Genomic DNA, 16,474 nt, shown 5'->3' on the forward strand with positions numbered 1-16,474 from the left:
GCCGGTCGGCCGGTCGGTCAGGCGTCCACCGCGTCGAGCAGCTGCGGGTGGGTGCGGCGCAACCGGGTGCGCATGCCGCCCAGCACCAGCTCGGCGCTCGGCCCCGGCGCCGCGACCGCCTGGAAGGTGGAGCCCTGAATGGCCAGCAGTTCGGTGCCGCGCAGGGCGGTGACGGTCGCCGTGCGGTTGACGCCGCGCAGCAGGCCGATCTCGCCGAACAGGTCACCGGCGACGAGTTCGGGCGGCCGTTCGGCGCCCGCCACCGCGTCGGCCGGGACCACCTCGAGTGCGCCGGAGCGCACCACGTACAGGTCGTCGGGTTCGGCACCGGCCACGATCACCGGCGTGCCGGCCGGCACCTCGCGCAGCGTCGTGGCGCGGGCCAGCCGCTCGAGGTCGACCGGTTCGAAGGACGCCAGGGCCGGTACCCGGCCGAGTTCGGCCGCCAGGCCCTCCACCCGCCGGCGTTCGGCGTCGGTGCGGGCGACCAGGTACAGCAGCGCCGGGGTGAGGGCGGCGACGAAGACCAGCATGAGGGCGCCGGAGAGCTGCAGGCTGAGGCCCAGCCCGACCACCGCGACCAGCGCCGGGGCTCCGACCGACCCGATGGTCTGGCCCAGCGTGCTGACGGCGTCGCTGAGGCTGAACACCCGGCCCATCGCCGCCTCGGGGGTTCCGCGCTGCAGCAGGGTCAGCGCCACCACGTCGAAGACGACCGCCGCCGCGCCCTCGATGACGGAGATGCCGAAGACGACCGCCGGCACCGGCAGCAGGGCCACCGCGATCATCGGGACGCCGAGCAGGACGCCGCTGCCCAGCAACCAGCGGGCGGCGTGCGGGGAGCTACCGGCCCGGGCCGACAGCGGGGCCGCGATCATGCCGCCCACCCCCATCGCGGTCAGGATGTAGCCGAAGCCTTCCGGGCCGAGGCCCAGCTTCTGGTCGGCGACCAGCACGTACAGCACCTGCTCGGCACCGAAGGCGATGCAGGCCGCACCGTTGAGCAGGGTGAGGGCCCGCAGGCCGCGGTCGGTGAAGACCACCCCGGCGCCCTCACGGATGTCGTCCCAGGTCTGTGCGAACAGCGACCCGCCCGGGGCGTCCTCGTCGGCGGCGCCCTTGGGCACCGGCAGGGCGCCGATCTGCCACAGCATGGCGGCCTCGACGGCGAAGGTGACCGCCTCGATGGCCAGCACGAAGGCGGGAGAGACCACGGCCAGCAGCAATGCGCCGAGCGCCGGTCCGAAGAACCAGGAGAGCTGGGACAGGCCGTTCTCGGCGGCATTGGCGGCGGCCAGGTCGTTCTCGGGGACGAGTTGCGGAATGGCGGCGCCGCGGGCCGGGAAGAAGAAGGCGCCGGCGGCGGCGCTGATCGCCAGCAACACGATCAGCGTCCACGTGGGTCCGTCGGTCGCGACCAACACGGCGAGGGCCACGAAGAGCACCATGCGGCCCGCGGAAAGGACCACCATCACCAGCCGGCGGTCGAAGCGGTCGGCGACCACGCCGCCGATCGGGCCGAGGATCACATAGGGCAGCAGTCGGGCGAGCAGCCCCGCCGACAACCAGGCGGCGCCGTTGTCGCCCTCGAGCAGGACGACGATGATGGCGACCACGTACATGGTGTCGCCGAAGAGCGAGACCACCGTGCTGCCGGCCAGCCAGCGCCAGCGACGATGCCGCCACACCGACCGGAACGCGGCGATGACGCCGGGTCCGGCGTCATCGATCTCGACTGCTTCGGCGTCCACGGTCAGCTCTCGACGCTTAAGGTGTCGTCGTGGGAGGTGACCGGCAGCCGGCGCTGCACCTGGTCGTCGACCAACGGGTAGGTGCGCAGGATGTGGCCCTCGGTGTCGTCGGTGGTGCTGGCCAGCCGGCGACGCTCGTTGTCGGGTGCGTGGGCACTGGTGGTGTGGGTCATGATGCCCCTCCTGCGATTGCGGCTGCTGCCGCTGCCGATCGTTGATTCGATACTCCACCGCACCGGGCTGGCCGTCTGTGGCCGACCACACCACCGCTGTGTAGCGGCCGTCACACAGCGCCTCCGCGATAGCCTGCGCGGTGTGAGCACCCCGTCCTCGGAACGGTCCGGCGATCGGTCCCCGCTGCGCATCGGCTTCGTGCCGGGCGTCACCCTGACCAGGTGGAGCACCACCTGGCGGGAGCGGTTCCGGTCGGTTCCGCTGGAGACCGTCGAGGTCGCCGAGGTCGAGCAGCGGGCCGTGCTGGACGCCGGCGCGGTCGACCTGTGCTTCGTCCGGGGCCCCATCGACACCGACGGACTGCACCTCATCCCGCTGTATGAGGAGGTGGCCGTGGCCTGGGTGTCGAAGGAGCACCCGGTCGCCGCCTTCGACGAGGTGACGCTGGCCGACCTGGCGGACGAGACGGTGCTCACCGAGGCCGACGCCGAGACGATCAACCAGGTGGCGCTCGAGATCGCCGTCCTGCACGTACCCATGTCCATCGCCCGCAGCCACAGCCGCCGTGACCTGACCTACCGTCCGATCACCGACGCCCCCATGACCCGGATCGGCCTTGCCTGGCCGGCGGATCGTCCGCACCCGCTCACCGACGACTTCATCGGCGTCGTTCGGGGTCGGACGCCCAACAGCTCCCGCACCCAGCAGGAGAAGGCGAAGAAGGCAAGGCGGTGAAAGCCGCCTTGACTTTGAGTCTTGCTCCTCGTCAAAGCGGCTTCCGCTGGTCGGGGTGACAGGATTTGAACTGCCACCTCAGGCCTCTTCGTACTTCTCGACTGACTACCAGTTTCAGCCGTGTGACTAGGCGCGATGCTCTCCGCATCTCAAAGGCCAAGTAGGCGCAAATAGGCAGAAATGGGCTGCAGTTAGGATGCGTTAGGATGCAGGTGAGATGCAAGGGCAGGGTGACAGGGTGACCAATCTCCGACTGGTGGACGGGGCTGCGGGTACGCCCGCGCGCACCGGTTCGGCCCCGCGGCCGTCCAGTCGGACCAGGTCGACCCGGCGCCGGCGGGCCTTCGGCAAGATCGCGAAGCAGCGGTCGGGTCGCTACCAGGCCAGCTATCTCGGCGAGAACGGGGAGCGCTATCTGGCCCCGGTCACCTTCGAGACCAAGGGCGACGCCGACGCGTGGCTGTCGATGCGCCGGGCCGAACTGGAGGAGCATCGCTGGCGTCCGCCCGACCCGCAGCCGGCCGAGACCCCGACACTGCGCGACTACTCCGAGATCTGGATCGAGCACCGACGCACCCGCGACGGCCAGCCGCTCAAGCCCCGGACGAAGGATCTCTACCGCATCCTGCTCGACAAGCAGATCCTGCCCACGCTGGGCGACATGCACCTGGCCGACATCACCGCCGACGACATCGACGACTGGTACGCGATGCTGCTGCCCGCTGCTCCGACCCGGCGGGCGCACGCCTACTCGCTGCTGTCGACCATCATGCGTAGCGCCAGCACGGGCCGCCGCCCGATGATTCCGGACTCCCCGTGCAAAGTGGAGCACCCGACGGTCCTTCACCGCACCTTCGAGCCGAAGCCGGCCACGCCGCAGCAGATCGCCACCATCGTGGAGAACATGCCCGACAAGTACCGGGCGCTGATCCTGCTGTCGGCCTGGTGCGGCCTCCGCTGGGGTGAGGTGAGCGAGCTGCGACGGAAGGACCTCGACCTGGCTTCGATGTCGGTTCGGGTCGAACGCGCCGTGGTGTGGCGCAAGGGTGAGGCGACGGTCGGCACACCGAAGTCCCGGGCGGGCGTCCGGACGATCGCACTACCGCCGAACCTGCGCCCGGCCCTGAAGCATCATCTCGCCGAGCACGCCATGCCCGGCCCGGACGGGCTGCTGTTCCCGAACGCGACCAAGACGGGCCATCTGCACGTGAACACCCTCAGCAAGACCTACCACAGGGCTCGTCAGGTTGCCGGACGGTCGGACCTGCGCTTCCACGACCTCCGGCACAGCGCGGCAACGATGGCCGCGCAGGCTGGCGCCACTCTCGCGGAGCTGATGGCGCGTATGGGGCACTCCACGGCGAAGGCTGCGTTGGTCTACCAGCACGTCGCCGAGGGCCGCGACCGGATCATCGCCGACCGCATGGCGCTGCTCGCGGAGACGCATCGAGAAGCGGACCACTAGCTTGTGCACGCCCACGTGGACGACGGGGCGTGCGTCACAAGCGGGCCGAGAGGAAGGCTGCGCAAACAAAACTGGGGGCCAGTTGTCTGGTCCCCAGTCTCCCGGCCCATACGTCCGGTGCAGCATTTTTGCGTCACGACAAGCGCGCGCGGATCAACTATGACGCACTTCGCCGCGTCTTACAAGTCGCCTACACGGGGGACTGGCGACGTAGCGGGGGTCTCCGGCAGTGGCGACGTCATCGGATGCACGGCCGGGATGTCCCAGGTCGGATGAGTCCCCACAAGCGAGACCGCGAGGCGATCACGCTCACGCAGCGCCACGCTCTTCAACGCGATCGCCACCTCTTGGCCCGACTCCTCAAGGCGTCCCTTCGCCCAACCATTGGTCGCTCGGCCGACGGTGACCTCGACGAGGGCCCGTCTGCGCGGGGCCACAGTCCAGAGCGCCGGCTCAGCGCCCTTGTCCAGTTCACCGATGAGTGTGCACGAATCCTCTGGTCCAGTAAGCACGGCCACTTCTTGGGCCGGAAGAAGGCTGCCCGCCGGCGCCCAGACAGTCACGTACCCTCCAGAACTCAGCGCGATCTTGACCCGATTCTGCGCGACCCAGAACTGCACGGTCCCGGTTAGCACGTTGGCGAACGGGCCTGTGCTCGGGGTCTCGCTGAGCAGGAGGTAAGGGAACCGCCGGGTCGCTGCGTCCGCAACAATGCCGGTCGCGTACAAGGTCGCCTTCTGACCTGGGCGCACACCGTCTGGATTCGTCCAGATACCACGTGCACCGTTGTTTCTCGACATCTCGTAGCTGCCATCCGGCAGCCGATATCCAACTGTCCAGAGGCCTGCAACTTGCGCTGACTCTAGGGCTATTCGAGCGATCCAGGCACGCAACTTCATCCCTCGGTACCGGGGGGACGAAGGGCAGGAAAGATTGATGGCCTCCTCGTCGAGCAGCATCCAGGCGCGCTGTTCGGTGCGAACGTGCACGGTGTCGATCGCAGCCGCGAAAACGGGGACATCTCGTGCGTGGGCAAAGTCATACGCAGGCATGAGGTCCATGTCTTCAGACAGGCTAACAATGCATTGAGCGGGGATCGCCTTCACCAAGATCCGCTCGGCCAGATCCGCTATGGCGACCGCGCACAGTACGTCGACCTGCTTCTCCTCGACTGTTCCGCTGCGTTCAACCAGGTAGCCGCGGAGGATCGTCGCGCCGTCGGACTCGAGTCTATGGGCCGTCTCCTCGTTCTTCTGACGCATGCGGTTCACCCGCTCAGAGCATTTGTCCTGGAGAACTCGCGTGGCGGTGCCGACGCGCACCTCGACGGGATCGAAGCCATAGGTCTCGAGCGCGCGACGGATGCCCGGGATTGTGAAGTTGGACGCTGTGCCAAAGAGGCGCCCGGATTGGCCGATCAGATTGCGCGAATCAACGACAACCGCGCAGGGGACGAGGGGTGCGCTCACCGTAGCCCCTCCCATCCGGCCCACCTCAACAAACGATTCGCTGAGAACTCGGACCGCGAGAAACCACGATAGATCAGCGCAGTGACAACAGGTGGCAGGCTGGCGGGCCGGCGCTCACGCGACCTTGTTGCCGTAGCGCTGGCGGGCTGCCTCCCCCGAGGTTCCGACGAAGAGTCCGATGGCCGACCAGGACATGCCGGCCTCTCGTGCCGCCTTGACCGCGTCCAGGACGTGGCGTTCGGCGTCGGACCGTTCCTGGATCGCGGCGCGCAGCAGAGCGACGGCGCCGGGGTCGAGTTCGTCGGCGAGGTCGGGCTCGTAGTCCTCGAATCGGGCCGCGAGTTCGTCTGCGTGCTGGAGGATCTCGTCTACTGTGCGGGGCATCGTCATCACCTGAGGTACTTGTCTCGGGCCGGCATGGCGTGGACGATCACCATCGCCACGTCGCCTTCCACGTATCCAACTTCGAAGATGAGGGCGGCTCGGTTGGGGCCGATCATCATGGTGAACCCGTCTCCGAGATCCCAGATCCGCAGGGGGTTCCTGTATGCGTGCAGGATGTCCTCACGACTCACACCGTGCTTGTAGGCCGATGGTGCGATGATCGGCTCGTCCAGCACGTCTCCAAGATAACTTGCGAGCCGGTGGCTGGCAATCTCATCGTCCTGTGGCCGGGTCATGGCCGCTCGGCGGGCGGCGCCGTCCCGGTTGGCAAAGTGTTCATCGTGCTCGACGACGATGAGTGGTTCGTTGAACGACCACGATCGGACGGCAGACCCTGTCGAGATCCGCGGTTCGGACGCGGATGAGGCGGGCACCGATTCGAGACGCCGGGAGCACCCCAGTTGCGATGCGGCGGCGCAGCGTGTCGACGCTGATCCCAAAGACGACGGCGGCTTGCTGGAGGGAGAGCCATTCAGGCGCGGACTGGCTCCATTCGGCTGCGTTGTTGGCCATGTCGGTTCCTCTTTTCAGTGGGGGTCAGATGCTGATGCCGCGGTGGTGGTCGTGGTCGGGTCTGTAGCTGGTCGGGGGCGGGGGGAGGGGTCGGCGGGTGTTGGCGATCTGGAGGGCTTCTTGTCGGTGCATGTCGTCTTCCTTCCTGATCTGGGTGGTGATGCGGTAGCGGAGGGCGTCGGCGGCGCGCTCGACGGGCAGCGGTCCGAGTTCGGCTGCAGCGGCCAGGTGTTCGGCGATGTCGGGCCGGGTGCGGGCGAGCCGGGCGAGATGCGCGGCGAGGATGGGCAGGGTGGGGTCGCCGGCGGTGGCGGGTGCTGCGGTGGTGATCTTGGCAAGCCAGTCGCGGATGTCGGCCTGGCTGGTCTGGAGGGCGTGGTCGAGGTGTCGTTGGGTGTCGCGTTCAGCCGGGGAGTGTTCCGGGTTTCCTGTGGGTCGCAGGTCGGTGTCGGGGGTCTGGTGGGCGGCGCGCCATTGCTGGATGTCGGCGACCAGCTCGGGGTCGAGACCGAGGAGGTCTTCGGCCCACCGTGGGTGGCCCTCGGCTGCATGTTGTCGGGTTTCGTCGGCGAGTTGTCGGGTGAGCTTGTAGCGGCCGGAGAGGTATTCCTTCCAGGTGGGGTCGTCGAGGAGTTGGGTGGGGATGCCGGGGAGCCAGGGGAGGGGCCCGCGGGTGCGGTCGTTGGCCTGGGTGAGGTTGAGCCGGTAGTCGACGACGGCGGCCCGGTCGCGGGCCTGGTCGAGCGGCCCGACCGCGACGGCCTGGCGGAGGATCTCGGTGGGGTTGTGGCCGTTGGCGGCGATGAGCATGAGGTGGCTGCGCAGGGTGGGCCAGGCGTTGGCCCCCTCGAGGCCGTGCATGGCGCCGGCGATGTCGATGGCGTCCTTGACCTTGCTCGGGAGGTGGTGTTCGGCGGCGTAGGTGATGGCGTCGAGGTAGCAGCTGGCGGCCGGGCCGAGCAGCAGGTTGGGCTGGTTGGCCTCGCGGAGCAGGGTGGTGGCCGAGGCAGGCGCCTCGTCGCGGCCGATGACGGCCTCGAGGAGCTGGACGGCACCGGCGGGCTGGAGCAGGCCGGGGTCAACCGGCGCGACGTGGGTGTCGGTGTTGTCGACCTGGAGCCATGCGTGGTTGGCATGCCGGCCGCGGGTGAGCATGGTGTAGGCCTGCTGCCTGCTCTCTTCGCCGGTGAGGAGGCCGTGGCAGGTGTCGGCGGTGACGCCTTGGGCGGCGTGGATGGTGGTGGCGTAGCCGAGTTCGACGAACTCGGCGACGTAGTCGGCGGGCAGCGTGAGCCGGTTGTGGTTGCGCAGGTGTCGGACGTCGATCGAGTGGTCGCGGTGAACGGCGGTGATCTGCCAGCGGTCGCCGTTGCGGACCCAGGCGGTGTCGCTGCTGGCGAGATCGCGGTTGTTCCGTCGGGTGATCACCGTGTCCCCGGTCGAGGCCTGGTTGCCATCACTGAGGTCGATGTGGCGTCCGGGCCGGTGTCCGTCGAGCCGGGCTATGCGGGCAGCGGCGTTGAGGGCGGCGACCTGTTCGCGGGTGGGGGCGAGCATGAGCGCGTCCAGCCCGTCGGCGCGGTCGGCCTGCCAGGCGGCGAGCAGTAGACGGGTGGCGGTGTCGGGGCTGACAACGTGGACGCGCTGGTGGTCGAGGTAGTAGCCGAGGGCGCGGGCGTCGCCGGCACGGAGGGCGAGGCTGGCGTCGGCTTCGACGGGGTCGGTGAACCGGACGACGTGATCCAGGTGGAGGGCGCCGTGTTGGGTGGTGATGTCGCGCAGGACGCCGCCTGCGCCGATCGCGCCGAGTTGTTGGTCGTCGCCGACCAGGCGGATGGAGGCGCCCTGGTCGAGGCACCAGGTGACGACATGGTCGAGGGTGAGGGTGTCGGCCATGCCGGCCTCATCGATGATCACCAGCGTGTCGGGCCTGACACGTCGGGCGAGATCCTCCCCATGGCTGATGGCCCAGACGAGCTTGGCGAGGTTGTCGGCGACCACGGCGTCGCCGAGCTGGGTGCGGAGTTGCTCGGCGGCCGTGGCTGAGGGGGCGAGTCCGATCACGTTGCCGCCGCTGGTGGTCCAGGCGGTGGCCAGGGCGCGCATGGCGGTGGTCTTCCCGGTCCCGGCGGGCGCGATCGCCAGTTGGAGCCGTCGGCCGGAGGTGGCCATCTCGCGGACCATCGCCTGTTGGGCGTTGTTGAGAGGTTCGCGGTTGGCCATGGTCTGGAGGAGGGCGAGGGTGACCGAGTTGTGATCGGCCTGGCGGCCGCTGGTCCGTCCGGCGGTGTCGACGAGGCGTCGTTCGGCGTACAGGATGCGCCGTGAGGTGTAGCGGGACGCGGCGGGCTGCTCATACACCGACGCTCCGTCGGGACGTAGTAGGGGTGCGGGTTCGACCGGCTGGGTGCGGGTGGTGCGGATCGGGATCGACGCGCTCGCCAGTGCCCGTTCGGTGATGGCTTCGGCTGCCCGGGTGATCTGGTCGAGGGGGATCGCGGCGGCCCGGACCTGGCGGAGGGCTTCGGCGCGCACGTTCCAGGGTGTCCAGGAGGATCGTTCGGCCTCCACGGTGTTGATCACCTGCTGCGCGGTGCCCGCGATCCACACCTCGTCGACCACCAGCGGTGCCGGACGCCGGTGGGCGGTGACGCCGTGGAGCATGCGCTGCAGCCCGGCCCGGCCGAGCACCTGGACGGCCTCGGTGTGCCAGGCGTGGCGTTGGTCGGCTTCGCTGCGGGGTCCATGCTTGGCGGGTCGGGTGTCGAGGGTGGCCTGTTGGGCGAGTTCGAGCCGTTCGGCTTTCGTGGGGGGACGTTCGTGGTCGTGCTCGAAGGCCTCGACCAGGTCGGCGGTCCAGGCCTGGATGTGGCGCCGCCTGGTCGACCAGCGGGCGAGCAGGGTCGGGTCGAGGCCGGCGATCTCATAGATGGGGCGTTTCCCGTCCCTGCCGATCGGTTCCATGGCCAGGCCGAGGTCGCGCAGGCGTGCGGTGAGGCTGGTGGTGTACACCTCGGACAGGTACACCGTCGCCGCGTAGAGGGGTTTGGCATCCAAGGCGCGCCAGTCGCCGGTGAGGGTCTGGACCTTGGCCGAGATCGCGGCGTGGGTGTGGAGGTCGGGGTCGCCGGCCCGGCTGTCGCGGTGGTCGAACCGGGCTGCGGTGATCCCGCGGACCGGCACATGCCGGGCGCCCTCGTGGCCGGAACGGGTGGAGGCGACCCGGGCCTGGACCTGGATCAGGGCGTCGTCGACCGCGGCGGTGTGGGCGGCGCGGATCGCGGCGGCCAGGTCGGGCCCGGCCAAGGCCCACAGCGCCGAGACGGACTTGGGTGGGGAGAAGGTGAGGTCGAACCCGGCGACCGCCACCCGTGGGTGGGAGCTGGCTTTGGCGATGTAGCTGTGCAGTTCGCGGCGTCCGGCCGGGGGGCGTCCGTGGTCGCGGGTGTGCCACTCGATGGCGAGGTCGGTGCGGAGTCGTTGCCGGACGCGTTTGGTGATGCGTGCCCCGTCGTGCTCGTCTCGCCAGGTGCGTTTGCGGGCGTCGAGTTCGATCTCGAACGGGGTGGGGTGGTCGGCGAACACCGAGTAGGCCCGGCCCAGTTTCTCCCCGGTGACCGGGTCAAGGCCGGCGCCGAACAGCAGCTTCATCTGTTCCTCGATCACCGGGTCACCCTCGGACAGTCCCATGCCGGCCAGGCCGGCGCCCCACCACCGGCCCGGACTCTCGCCTTTGGCGGTGTAGTAGTCGGCCAGGCTGGTCACATCACCCGGCGCGACCTGCCGGGTCAGGTACTCATAGCCCGACCCGGCCAGCAACTTCTTCAACCCGATCGCCATCGGTCAAGCCCTTCCTCGCCGACCCCCTGCCCGGGGGCGTGGTCACCCCCGGTTGGGGGATCAGGTCAGGACAGCACGGGCATGTCACCACTGATGTAGCCATATCGACGTTCCCCCACCCCCACCCGCCGACCCGGCCGGCGTGAAACCCCTTGTCAGATCGACCTCCCCCAACGTCCCCCCGAAAGTTGTCCAGCGGTGTTGACGACCGCCGGATTCTTCGCAGACCGTAGACACTCAAGACCGCAGGGTGACGTCTCCGCTGGCGTCAAGTGGCGTTCTAATCGTCCGCAAACCGCAGTACTGTCGAACATGGAGTTTCTGCCGCGTGTGATCGACGGCCGGCCGTCGCGCAGGCTGCGAGGCCAGCCCGCGGTCCGGCTCGAAGGGCCGCGCGGCTGCGGGAAGACCACCACCGCCCTCCAACACGCCGGCAGCGCCGTCCACCTCGACGCCCACCCGGGCATGACCGAACTCGCCCAACTCGCCCCCGACCGCATCCTCACCGGCACCGCACCCCACCTCGTCGACGAATGGCGCCTCGCCCCCAGCCTGTGGCCCCAGATCACCAGCCGGCTCGGCGACCAGCCGCTGCCCGGCCGCTACCTGCTTGCCAGCTCAGCCACCCCGCTCGAGTACCGCCACCGCACCCGGGAGGCCGCCCAGCTGCCCGTGCTGCGGATGCGGACCATGACGCTGAGTGAACGGCTCGGCCTCGAGGCGCCGGTGTCGCTGGCCGGCCTCGCCTACGGCGACCGGGTCACCGGCATCCGCAGCCGGCTCAGCTACGCCCAGCTCGCCGAACACGCCGTCCGCGGCGGATGGCCCGAACTCCTCGACGCCGACACCGAGCAGGCCATCGAGTACTACACCAGCTACCTGCGCCAGCTCGCCCACACCGACCTGAAGACGCTCGTGCTCACCCGGCACCAGCCCGACCGGATCACCGACCTGCTCACCAGCCTCGCCCGCCACACCGCCGCCGACGTCAGCCTCGCCGGCCTCGGCCACGACACCACCGCTCGGCTCGGCCGCGACACCGTCCGCTCCTACCTCGACGCCCTCGACCGGCTCCACGCCTGGGAACCCCAACCCGCCTGGCACCCACCGCTGCGCACCCGAGCCCGACTCCGCCACCGGCCCCGCGCCCACCTCGCCGACCCAGCGCTGGCCTGCGCCGCCCTCGGCTACGACGCCGACGGCTCGCCGATGATCCCGGCCAGTTGGCCGCGATCTTCACCGCCATGGTCATCCACGACCTCCGCGTCTATCTCGAAGGCACCGGCGCCCAGCTGTGGCACTACAAGGACGAGACCGGGCTCGCGATCGACGCGATCATCGGGTACCCCGACGGCCGCTGGGCCGCCCTCCAAACCAGCCTCGGCGACCACCACGCCCTCGACGCCGAGATCGCACTCGAGACCCTCCGCGACGACCGCCTCGACCTCGACCAGGTCGGCCCGCCCAGATACCTCGCCGTCATCTGCGGCGGCACCCACGCCACCACCACCCGCACCCGGACCCACACCATCCCCCTCGCCACCCTCACCGCCTGACCCCCTAACCCCGCCCCCGAAGGCTCCGTGCCCCGACGCCCTGGGGCCACCATCTCTCAGCCCCCAGGGAACCCCCCCTCCCTCAGTTACACCCGGTGCAAATCGGGAAGGGCCTATGCGACTTCCCCTGGAATGGCGTGCTTCCTGATGGTGCGCAGAGTGTCGACGATCACCGTCACTTCGGCCTCCGGGAACACGTAGTCCGGGCCGGTGGGCGCGTGGTCGGTGTACGGGGACTCGAACAGTCGCTGGGGTTCCATCACGCCGTTGCGGGTCAGCTCGTCGACGATCAGGTTCATGAACCGGACCTGGTCTGCGGTGAATCGGGTGCGATCGAGGTAACGCTCGAAGGCCTCGGTAACGGCTGCTCGATCCAGGCCAACCAAGCCACGAACGAAGATGCCGAGCCCGCCGGTCTTGGTGTTGGCCCAGGCGAGGTCGGCCTGTTGTCCGCCGGAGGCAACCAGCAGCCCCTCCAGTTCAGCGAGATCGTCCGGGGTGAGTTGCTTGTTGCGACGAAGCCGCTGCAAGGCAAGGTTGTCCAGGTGCTCGCGCAGGTACGCCTCTGCCTTGGCGCGGAAGCGCTCGAAGTTGGTGCCGGGAGCGACCCCGGGCAGGTCGACCTCGACGCTGTCGCCGAGAGTGTCGGCGAAGTCGGTGTAGACAGGGTTGCGCCGGGTCTTCTCGATGAAGCGGACCAAGCCCCGAAGCTTGCGGCGCGCTTCTTCGAGCATCGGGAGAGTGACGTCGACCCACCACTCGTCGCCAGCGACAGCTTCCAGCAGCGGGGCCTGCGCCGCGACGCTCGGGATGGCGGTCCGTCCCAGCAGGGCCCCTGCGATGGCCTGCACTGCTTCGCGCAGCCGTTCCGCCAAGAGCGCGTCGCCGTCGAGTTGGGCCAGTTGCTGGTGCAGGACGAGCAGGTCGAAGCGCTTGGCATCCTCGTCGTCATCGCGGACGGACGACGGGAGGGCGGACAGCCCCAGCAGTGCCTCGGAGTCGGACGGCGACAGCGACGCCCATGCCTCGGGTACGCGGAAGCGCTCCACCGTCGCGCGGTGCGGGCGCACCACGAAGTTGTCGAGGTTCATTCCGTTGACGATCTCGTGCAACGTCGCGGTGGTGGTCCACCTCAGCTCTGGTTCGGCGTCACCGAGCGCAAGGATCAGCCCGAGCCTGGCCTCGAACAACCGCTGCGAGAGCGGCTTGGCGAGCTGGGTCTCCGCTCCGGGGAGATTCTGACCGAAGTACTCAAGGTTGCCGCAGAAGTCGAGGACGAGGAAGTCGGTCTTGTCCTGGCTGGGGCCGTATAGGTCGGGGCAGAGGCGGGTGCCGCGTCCGATCATCTGCCAGAACTTCGTCTTGGAGCGCACGGCTTTGAAGAACACCAGGTTGACGACCTCGGGCACGTCGATGCCGGTGTCGAGCATGTCGACGCTGATCGCGATGTGCGGAGCCTTGTCCTTGGTCGAGAAGTCGTCGATCAGCGACTGGGCGTACGGGCTGGCGTGGGTGATCACGCGGGCGAACGTTCCGGCGTACTCGGGGTAGGCCAGGTCGAACCGCTGCTGGATGAACTCCGCGTGCCGCTGGTTCTTGGCGAAGATGATCGTCTTCCCCAGCCGGTCGCCGCCCGCGACCCGCCGGCCTTCGGTCATCAGGGTCGCGAGCACCTTCTCGACGGTGTCCTCGTTGAACAGGAACCGGTTCAGTTCCTCGGCGCCGACCTCATCGGGCGGGCCGTCCTCGCCCCAGTCGAGGGCGTCCCACTCGTCCTTCTCGGCCTCGCTGAGGTCGTCGTAGGCGATCCCGGAGCGCAAGAACCGGGTGCCGACGCTAAGCCCTTTTGGCGGCACCAGGTAGCCCTGCTCGACCGCCTCGTCGAGGGTGTAGGCGTCGGTCGGAACGCCGTCCTCCAAGTGGAACAGCCGGTAGGTGTTGTGGTCGACCTCGTCCTTCGGGGTCGCGGTCAGGCCGACCAGCAGCGCGTCGAAGGAGTCGAAGATCGCGCCGTACTTCGCGTACACGCTGCGGTGGGCCTCGTCGATCACGATCAAGTCGAAGTGGCCTGGCCCGAACCGGCGGACGCCGCCGTCGACGTCGTCGATCAGGTTCATCATCGTCGGATAGGTCGACACGTAGACGCGGCCGTCGGTGGCCTTCTCCTCGACCAGATTGACCGTGGTCGAGGCCGGCAGCTGATCCTTGAACGCGTTGGCCGCCTGCCGAACCAGCGCCGTGCGGTCGGCGAGGAACAGGACGCGCTTGACCCAGTTCGCTCTCTGCAACAGATCCACCAGCGCGATCGTGGTGCGGGTCTTGCCCGAGCCGGTCGCCATCGCCAGCAGGGCGGCGCGCTGCCGACGATCGAGAGCGTCAGCAACAGCCTTGATCGCGCGCACCTGATAGGGCCGCCCAGCGATCCCGGTGTTCACGGCTGCCGACGCGAGGGGCGTCCGGGTCGTGCGTCGCTGGATCAGCAGTCCCAGTTCGTCGGCGGTGTAGAAGCCCTGGATCTCCCGGGGCGGGTAGCCGCCGGCGTCGTCCCAGATCCGGTGGGTGTAGCCGTTGCTGTAGAAGATCACCGGCCGGCGTCCGAACGCGTGCTCCAGGCAGTCGGCGTACAACGCGGCTTGCTGTTGACCGACGTCGGGCGACTTCGAGGTTCGCTTGGCCTCGACCACGGCCAGCGGCAGCCCGTCGGCACCCCACAACACGTAGTCCGCGAAACCGCGGCCCTCGGCGTTCGGCATGCCGCTGACCGGGTACTCGCGGTCACGGGCCCGGTCCAGTGGCCAGCCGGCCTCGTGCAGGAGCAGGTCGATGAACTCCCGCGCACCCGCCTCGTCGTAGTCGCGGGTGTCGGGGGCCAGCGACGCCTGCGCCTCTGCAATCTGCGCGCGCAATTCCGCCAGTTCGGCGTCGCGGGCGGCGAGCTGTTCGTCGCGGGCGGCGATTTCGCGGGCGTGCGCCTCGTCCTGTGCATGGAACTGTTGGGCGAGCCGGGCGACCTCAGCCCGGGACAACGGTGCCGCCTTGGCGGCGGCCTCCGGGTCGAAGGCGTCCTGCAGCGGCACCACCTCCGGGTGCGGCGAGTGGTGGTAGGACGTCCAGAGCACCACGTTGAACAGCTCTCGAAGGACGGCCACGGCCACGTCAGGGCGGATCAGTCGACCGTCGTGGACGGCGGTGTTAGAGACCTTGCGGATCGTGGTCAGCTTGGTGGTGATCCCGTGCGGGACCCTCGCCTGGAAACCCGGATCGCTGACCTTCGCGGCCAAATCGTCGCGGTACGGCAGGGGCAGTGCGAGCACGTCATAGAGGTAGCTCACCAGCCCTTCGGCTACGCGGCGGGCATAGAAGCAGGCCGCCCGCGGATCGGAGGTCAGGTACGACTCCGCCCGGACGCAGTCGGCGTGCAGCGCCGGAAGCGTCGCTCGGGCAAAGTCGAAGTTGGCCATCGGCTCACTCGCTGCTCACACCGAAGTGATCCTCGAGCAGGCTCAGCGTGAACTCCTGGCGAAGCTTGCAGGCACTGTGCTGACTGGCGAACATGCCCTTCTGCCAGAACGCTTGACTCTCCGGAGCAGACCTCGCCCACTCCACGGGGACGACCCATTCGGCGTCGTCGTCGCCGTCTCCACGATGCTGGTAGTTCCCGCTGAGCTGCTGCTCCGCCAGCCGACACCAACCTCCGTCGACCAGCACCTTGGCCTCGTCGAAGCGAGCTGCTGGCGCGAGCGTCGTCCCGACCCCCACGTAGCCACTGCCCGGGACGTTGACCCAGACTCGGGCGCCCTCGGGCAGGGAGCGGATGGTCTGGGAGTAGAACTTGCCGCCACCGGCGGAGACGAAGCTGAACTGCCGCGCGTCCTCCCACGGCCGGCCACCACCGAAGGAGACGTACCAGTCGCGGCCGTTCCAGGCCGCCCGCTTGCCCGGCTTACCGCCTCCAGACGGCTCCTCCTCGTCCGCGGCCAGCCACGATCGGGCCAGGTACCGGCGCCCTTCATCCTCGAGATAGGAGAAGAACACCGCGTTGACCGGCACTCCGAAGGTGCGCAGGTAGTTGACGATCCGCTCCGAGCTCGCGTCGAGTTCCGCGGCGACCAAGGTCAGGTGGAGGTCGTGGTTCAACTCATCGGGGGGTGCGCCGCCGAAGACGTCCTCGAAGGCAGCCTCGAAGGGCTGGGTGAGGTGCCGATTGGCGATGTCGATGACGTCTTCGCGGGACAAGGTCGATACCCACGAGCCGTAGTCGAGCACCTGAGCAACGACCTCCCGCGGGGTCTTGTCGCGCTTGAGTTCCAGCAGGTGGAGGCTGCCCTCGGCATCGATCGCGAGCAGGTCGAGCCGTGGCCCGAACGGAGTGATCACCTCGCTGCCGATCACCAGGAGTCGTTCGCCGAGTAATGACGGGTCGCGCTTCAGGAACTCGTGGAGATCCTTCTCCGCCGGCAGCGCGGAGGCGGTGAGTGCACGCGGTTCGGCACCGTCGATGCGCCACATTCTCATCTCGACCGGCAT

The 16,474-nt window shown here is 68.9% G+C and carries 12 protein-coding genes and 1 pseudogene; 4 read left to right on the forward strand and 9 right to left on the reverse strand.

The genetic code is table 11. From position 1 onward, the window contains the following. Window positions 1–17: 17 nt before the first annotated feature. Together OIE40_RS00245 and OIE40_RS00250 are read right to left on the reverse strand one after the other, a co-directional pair. On the reverse strand, window positions 18–1,751 hold the full coding sequence (locus OIE40_RS00245; protein WP_264698706.1) for an MFS transporter: 1,734 nt from the start codon (window positions 1,749–1,751) through the stop codon (window positions 18–20). A 2-nt stretch (window positions 1,752–1,753) separates the two neighbouring features. Further along, entirely contained in the window at window positions 1,754–1,924 is a 171-nt protein-coding gene (locus OIE40_RS00250) for a hypothetical protein (RefSeq protein ID WP_264698708.1), read from the reverse strand. Between the two features lie 142 nt (window positions 1,925–2,066). On the opposite strand from OIE40_RS00250, the gene OIE40_RS00255 reads away from it, so the two are divergent. Both OIE40_RS00255 and OIE40_RS00260 read left to right on the forward strand, forming a co-directional pair. Continuing rightward, window positions 2,067–2,660 carry a LysR substrate-binding domain-containing protein gene (locus OIE40_RS00255; RefSeq protein WP_264698710.1) on the forward strand — a complete coding sequence of 198 codons (594 nt, stop codon included), beginning with the start codon at window positions 2,067–2,069 and terminating at the stop codon, window positions 2,658–2,660. 238 nt (window positions 2,661–2,898) lie between these two features. Next, on the forward strand, window positions 2,899–4,125 hold the full coding sequence (locus tag OIE40_RS00260; protein WP_264698712.1) for a tyrosine-type recombinase/integrase: 1,227 nt from the start codon (window positions 2,899–2,901) through the stop codon (window positions 4,123–4,125). 179 nt (window positions 4,126–4,304) lie between these two features. Here the strand turns inward: OIE40_RS00260 and OIE40_RS00265 are convergent, their stop codons facing one another. The 5 genes from OIE40_RS00265 to mobF form a co-directional block, all read right to left on the reverse strand. Next, entirely contained in the window at window positions 4,305–5,594 is a 1,290-nt protein-coding gene (locus OIE40_RS00265) for a hypothetical protein (RefSeq protein WP_264698714.1), read from the reverse strand. A 114-nt stretch (window positions 5,595–5,708) separates the two neighbouring features. Then, window positions 5,709–5,978: a hypothetical protein gene (locus OIE40_RS00270; protein ID WP_264698716.1), complete on the reverse strand. Its 270-nt coding sequence runs from the start codon at window positions 5,976–5,978 to the stop codon at window positions 5,709–5,711. A 5-nt stretch (window positions 5,979–5,983) separates the two neighbouring features. Further along, window positions 5,984–6,412: a hypothetical protein gene (locus tag OIE40_RS00275; protein ID WP_264700691.1), complete on the reverse strand. Its 429-nt coding sequence runs from the start codon at window positions 6,410–6,412 to the stop codon at window positions 5,984–5,986. Further along, entirely contained in the window at window positions 6,315–6,551 is a 237-nt protein-coding gene (locus tag OIE40_RS00280; protein WP_264698717.1) for a helix-turn-helix domain-containing protein, read from the reverse strand. Before OIE40_RS00280 ends, OIE40_RS00275 begins: the two co-directional genes overlap by 98 nt. 24 nt (window positions 6,552–6,575) lie before the next feature. Continuing rightward, window positions 6,576–10,391 carry a MobF family relaxase gene (gene mobF / locus OIE40_RS00285; protein WP_264698718.1) on the reverse strand — a complete coding sequence of 1,272 codons (3,816 nt, stop codon included), beginning with the start codon at window positions 10,389–10,391 and terminating at the stop codon, window positions 6,576–6,578. 690 nt (window positions 10,392–11,081) lie between these two features. Between mobF and OIE40_RS16965 the strand changes: the two are divergent. Together OIE40_RS16965 and OIE40_RS00295 are read left to right on the forward strand one after the other, a co-directional pair. After that, window positions 11,082–11,528: pseudogene (locus OIE40_RS16965) on the forward strand (DUF4143 domain-containing protein); the annotation flags it as partial. Between the two features lie 86 nt (window positions 11,529–11,614). Next, window positions 11,615–11,947, forward strand: a complete 333-nt coding sequence (locus OIE40_RS00295; protein ID WP_264698721.1) for a hypothetical protein — start codon at window positions 11,615–11,617, stop codon at window positions 11,945–11,947. 113 nt (window positions 11,948–12,060) lie between these two features. Here the strand turns inward: OIE40_RS00295 and OIE40_RS00300 are convergent, their stop codons facing one another. Together OIE40_RS00300 and OIE40_RS00305 are read right to left on the reverse strand one after the other, a co-directional pair. Continuing rightward, on the reverse strand, window positions 12,061–15,408 hold the full coding sequence (locus OIE40_RS00300; protein ID WP_264698723.1) for a DEAD/DEAH box helicase family protein: 3,348 nt from the start codon (window positions 15,406–15,408) through the stop codon (window positions 12,061–12,063). Window positions 15,409–15,412: 4 nt separating this feature from the next. After that, window positions 15,413–16,474 (reverse strand): PDDEXK family nuclease, encoded by a 1,062-nt coding sequence (locus OIE40_RS00305; protein WP_264698725.1) that lies wholly within the window; start codon window positions 16,472–16,474, stop codon window positions 15,413–15,415.

The organism is Micropruina sonneratiae (genome assembly GCF_025972045.1).
Lineage (GTDB): Bacteria > Actinomycetota > Actinomycetes > Propionibacteriales > Propionibacteriaceae > Micropruina > Micropruina sonneratiae.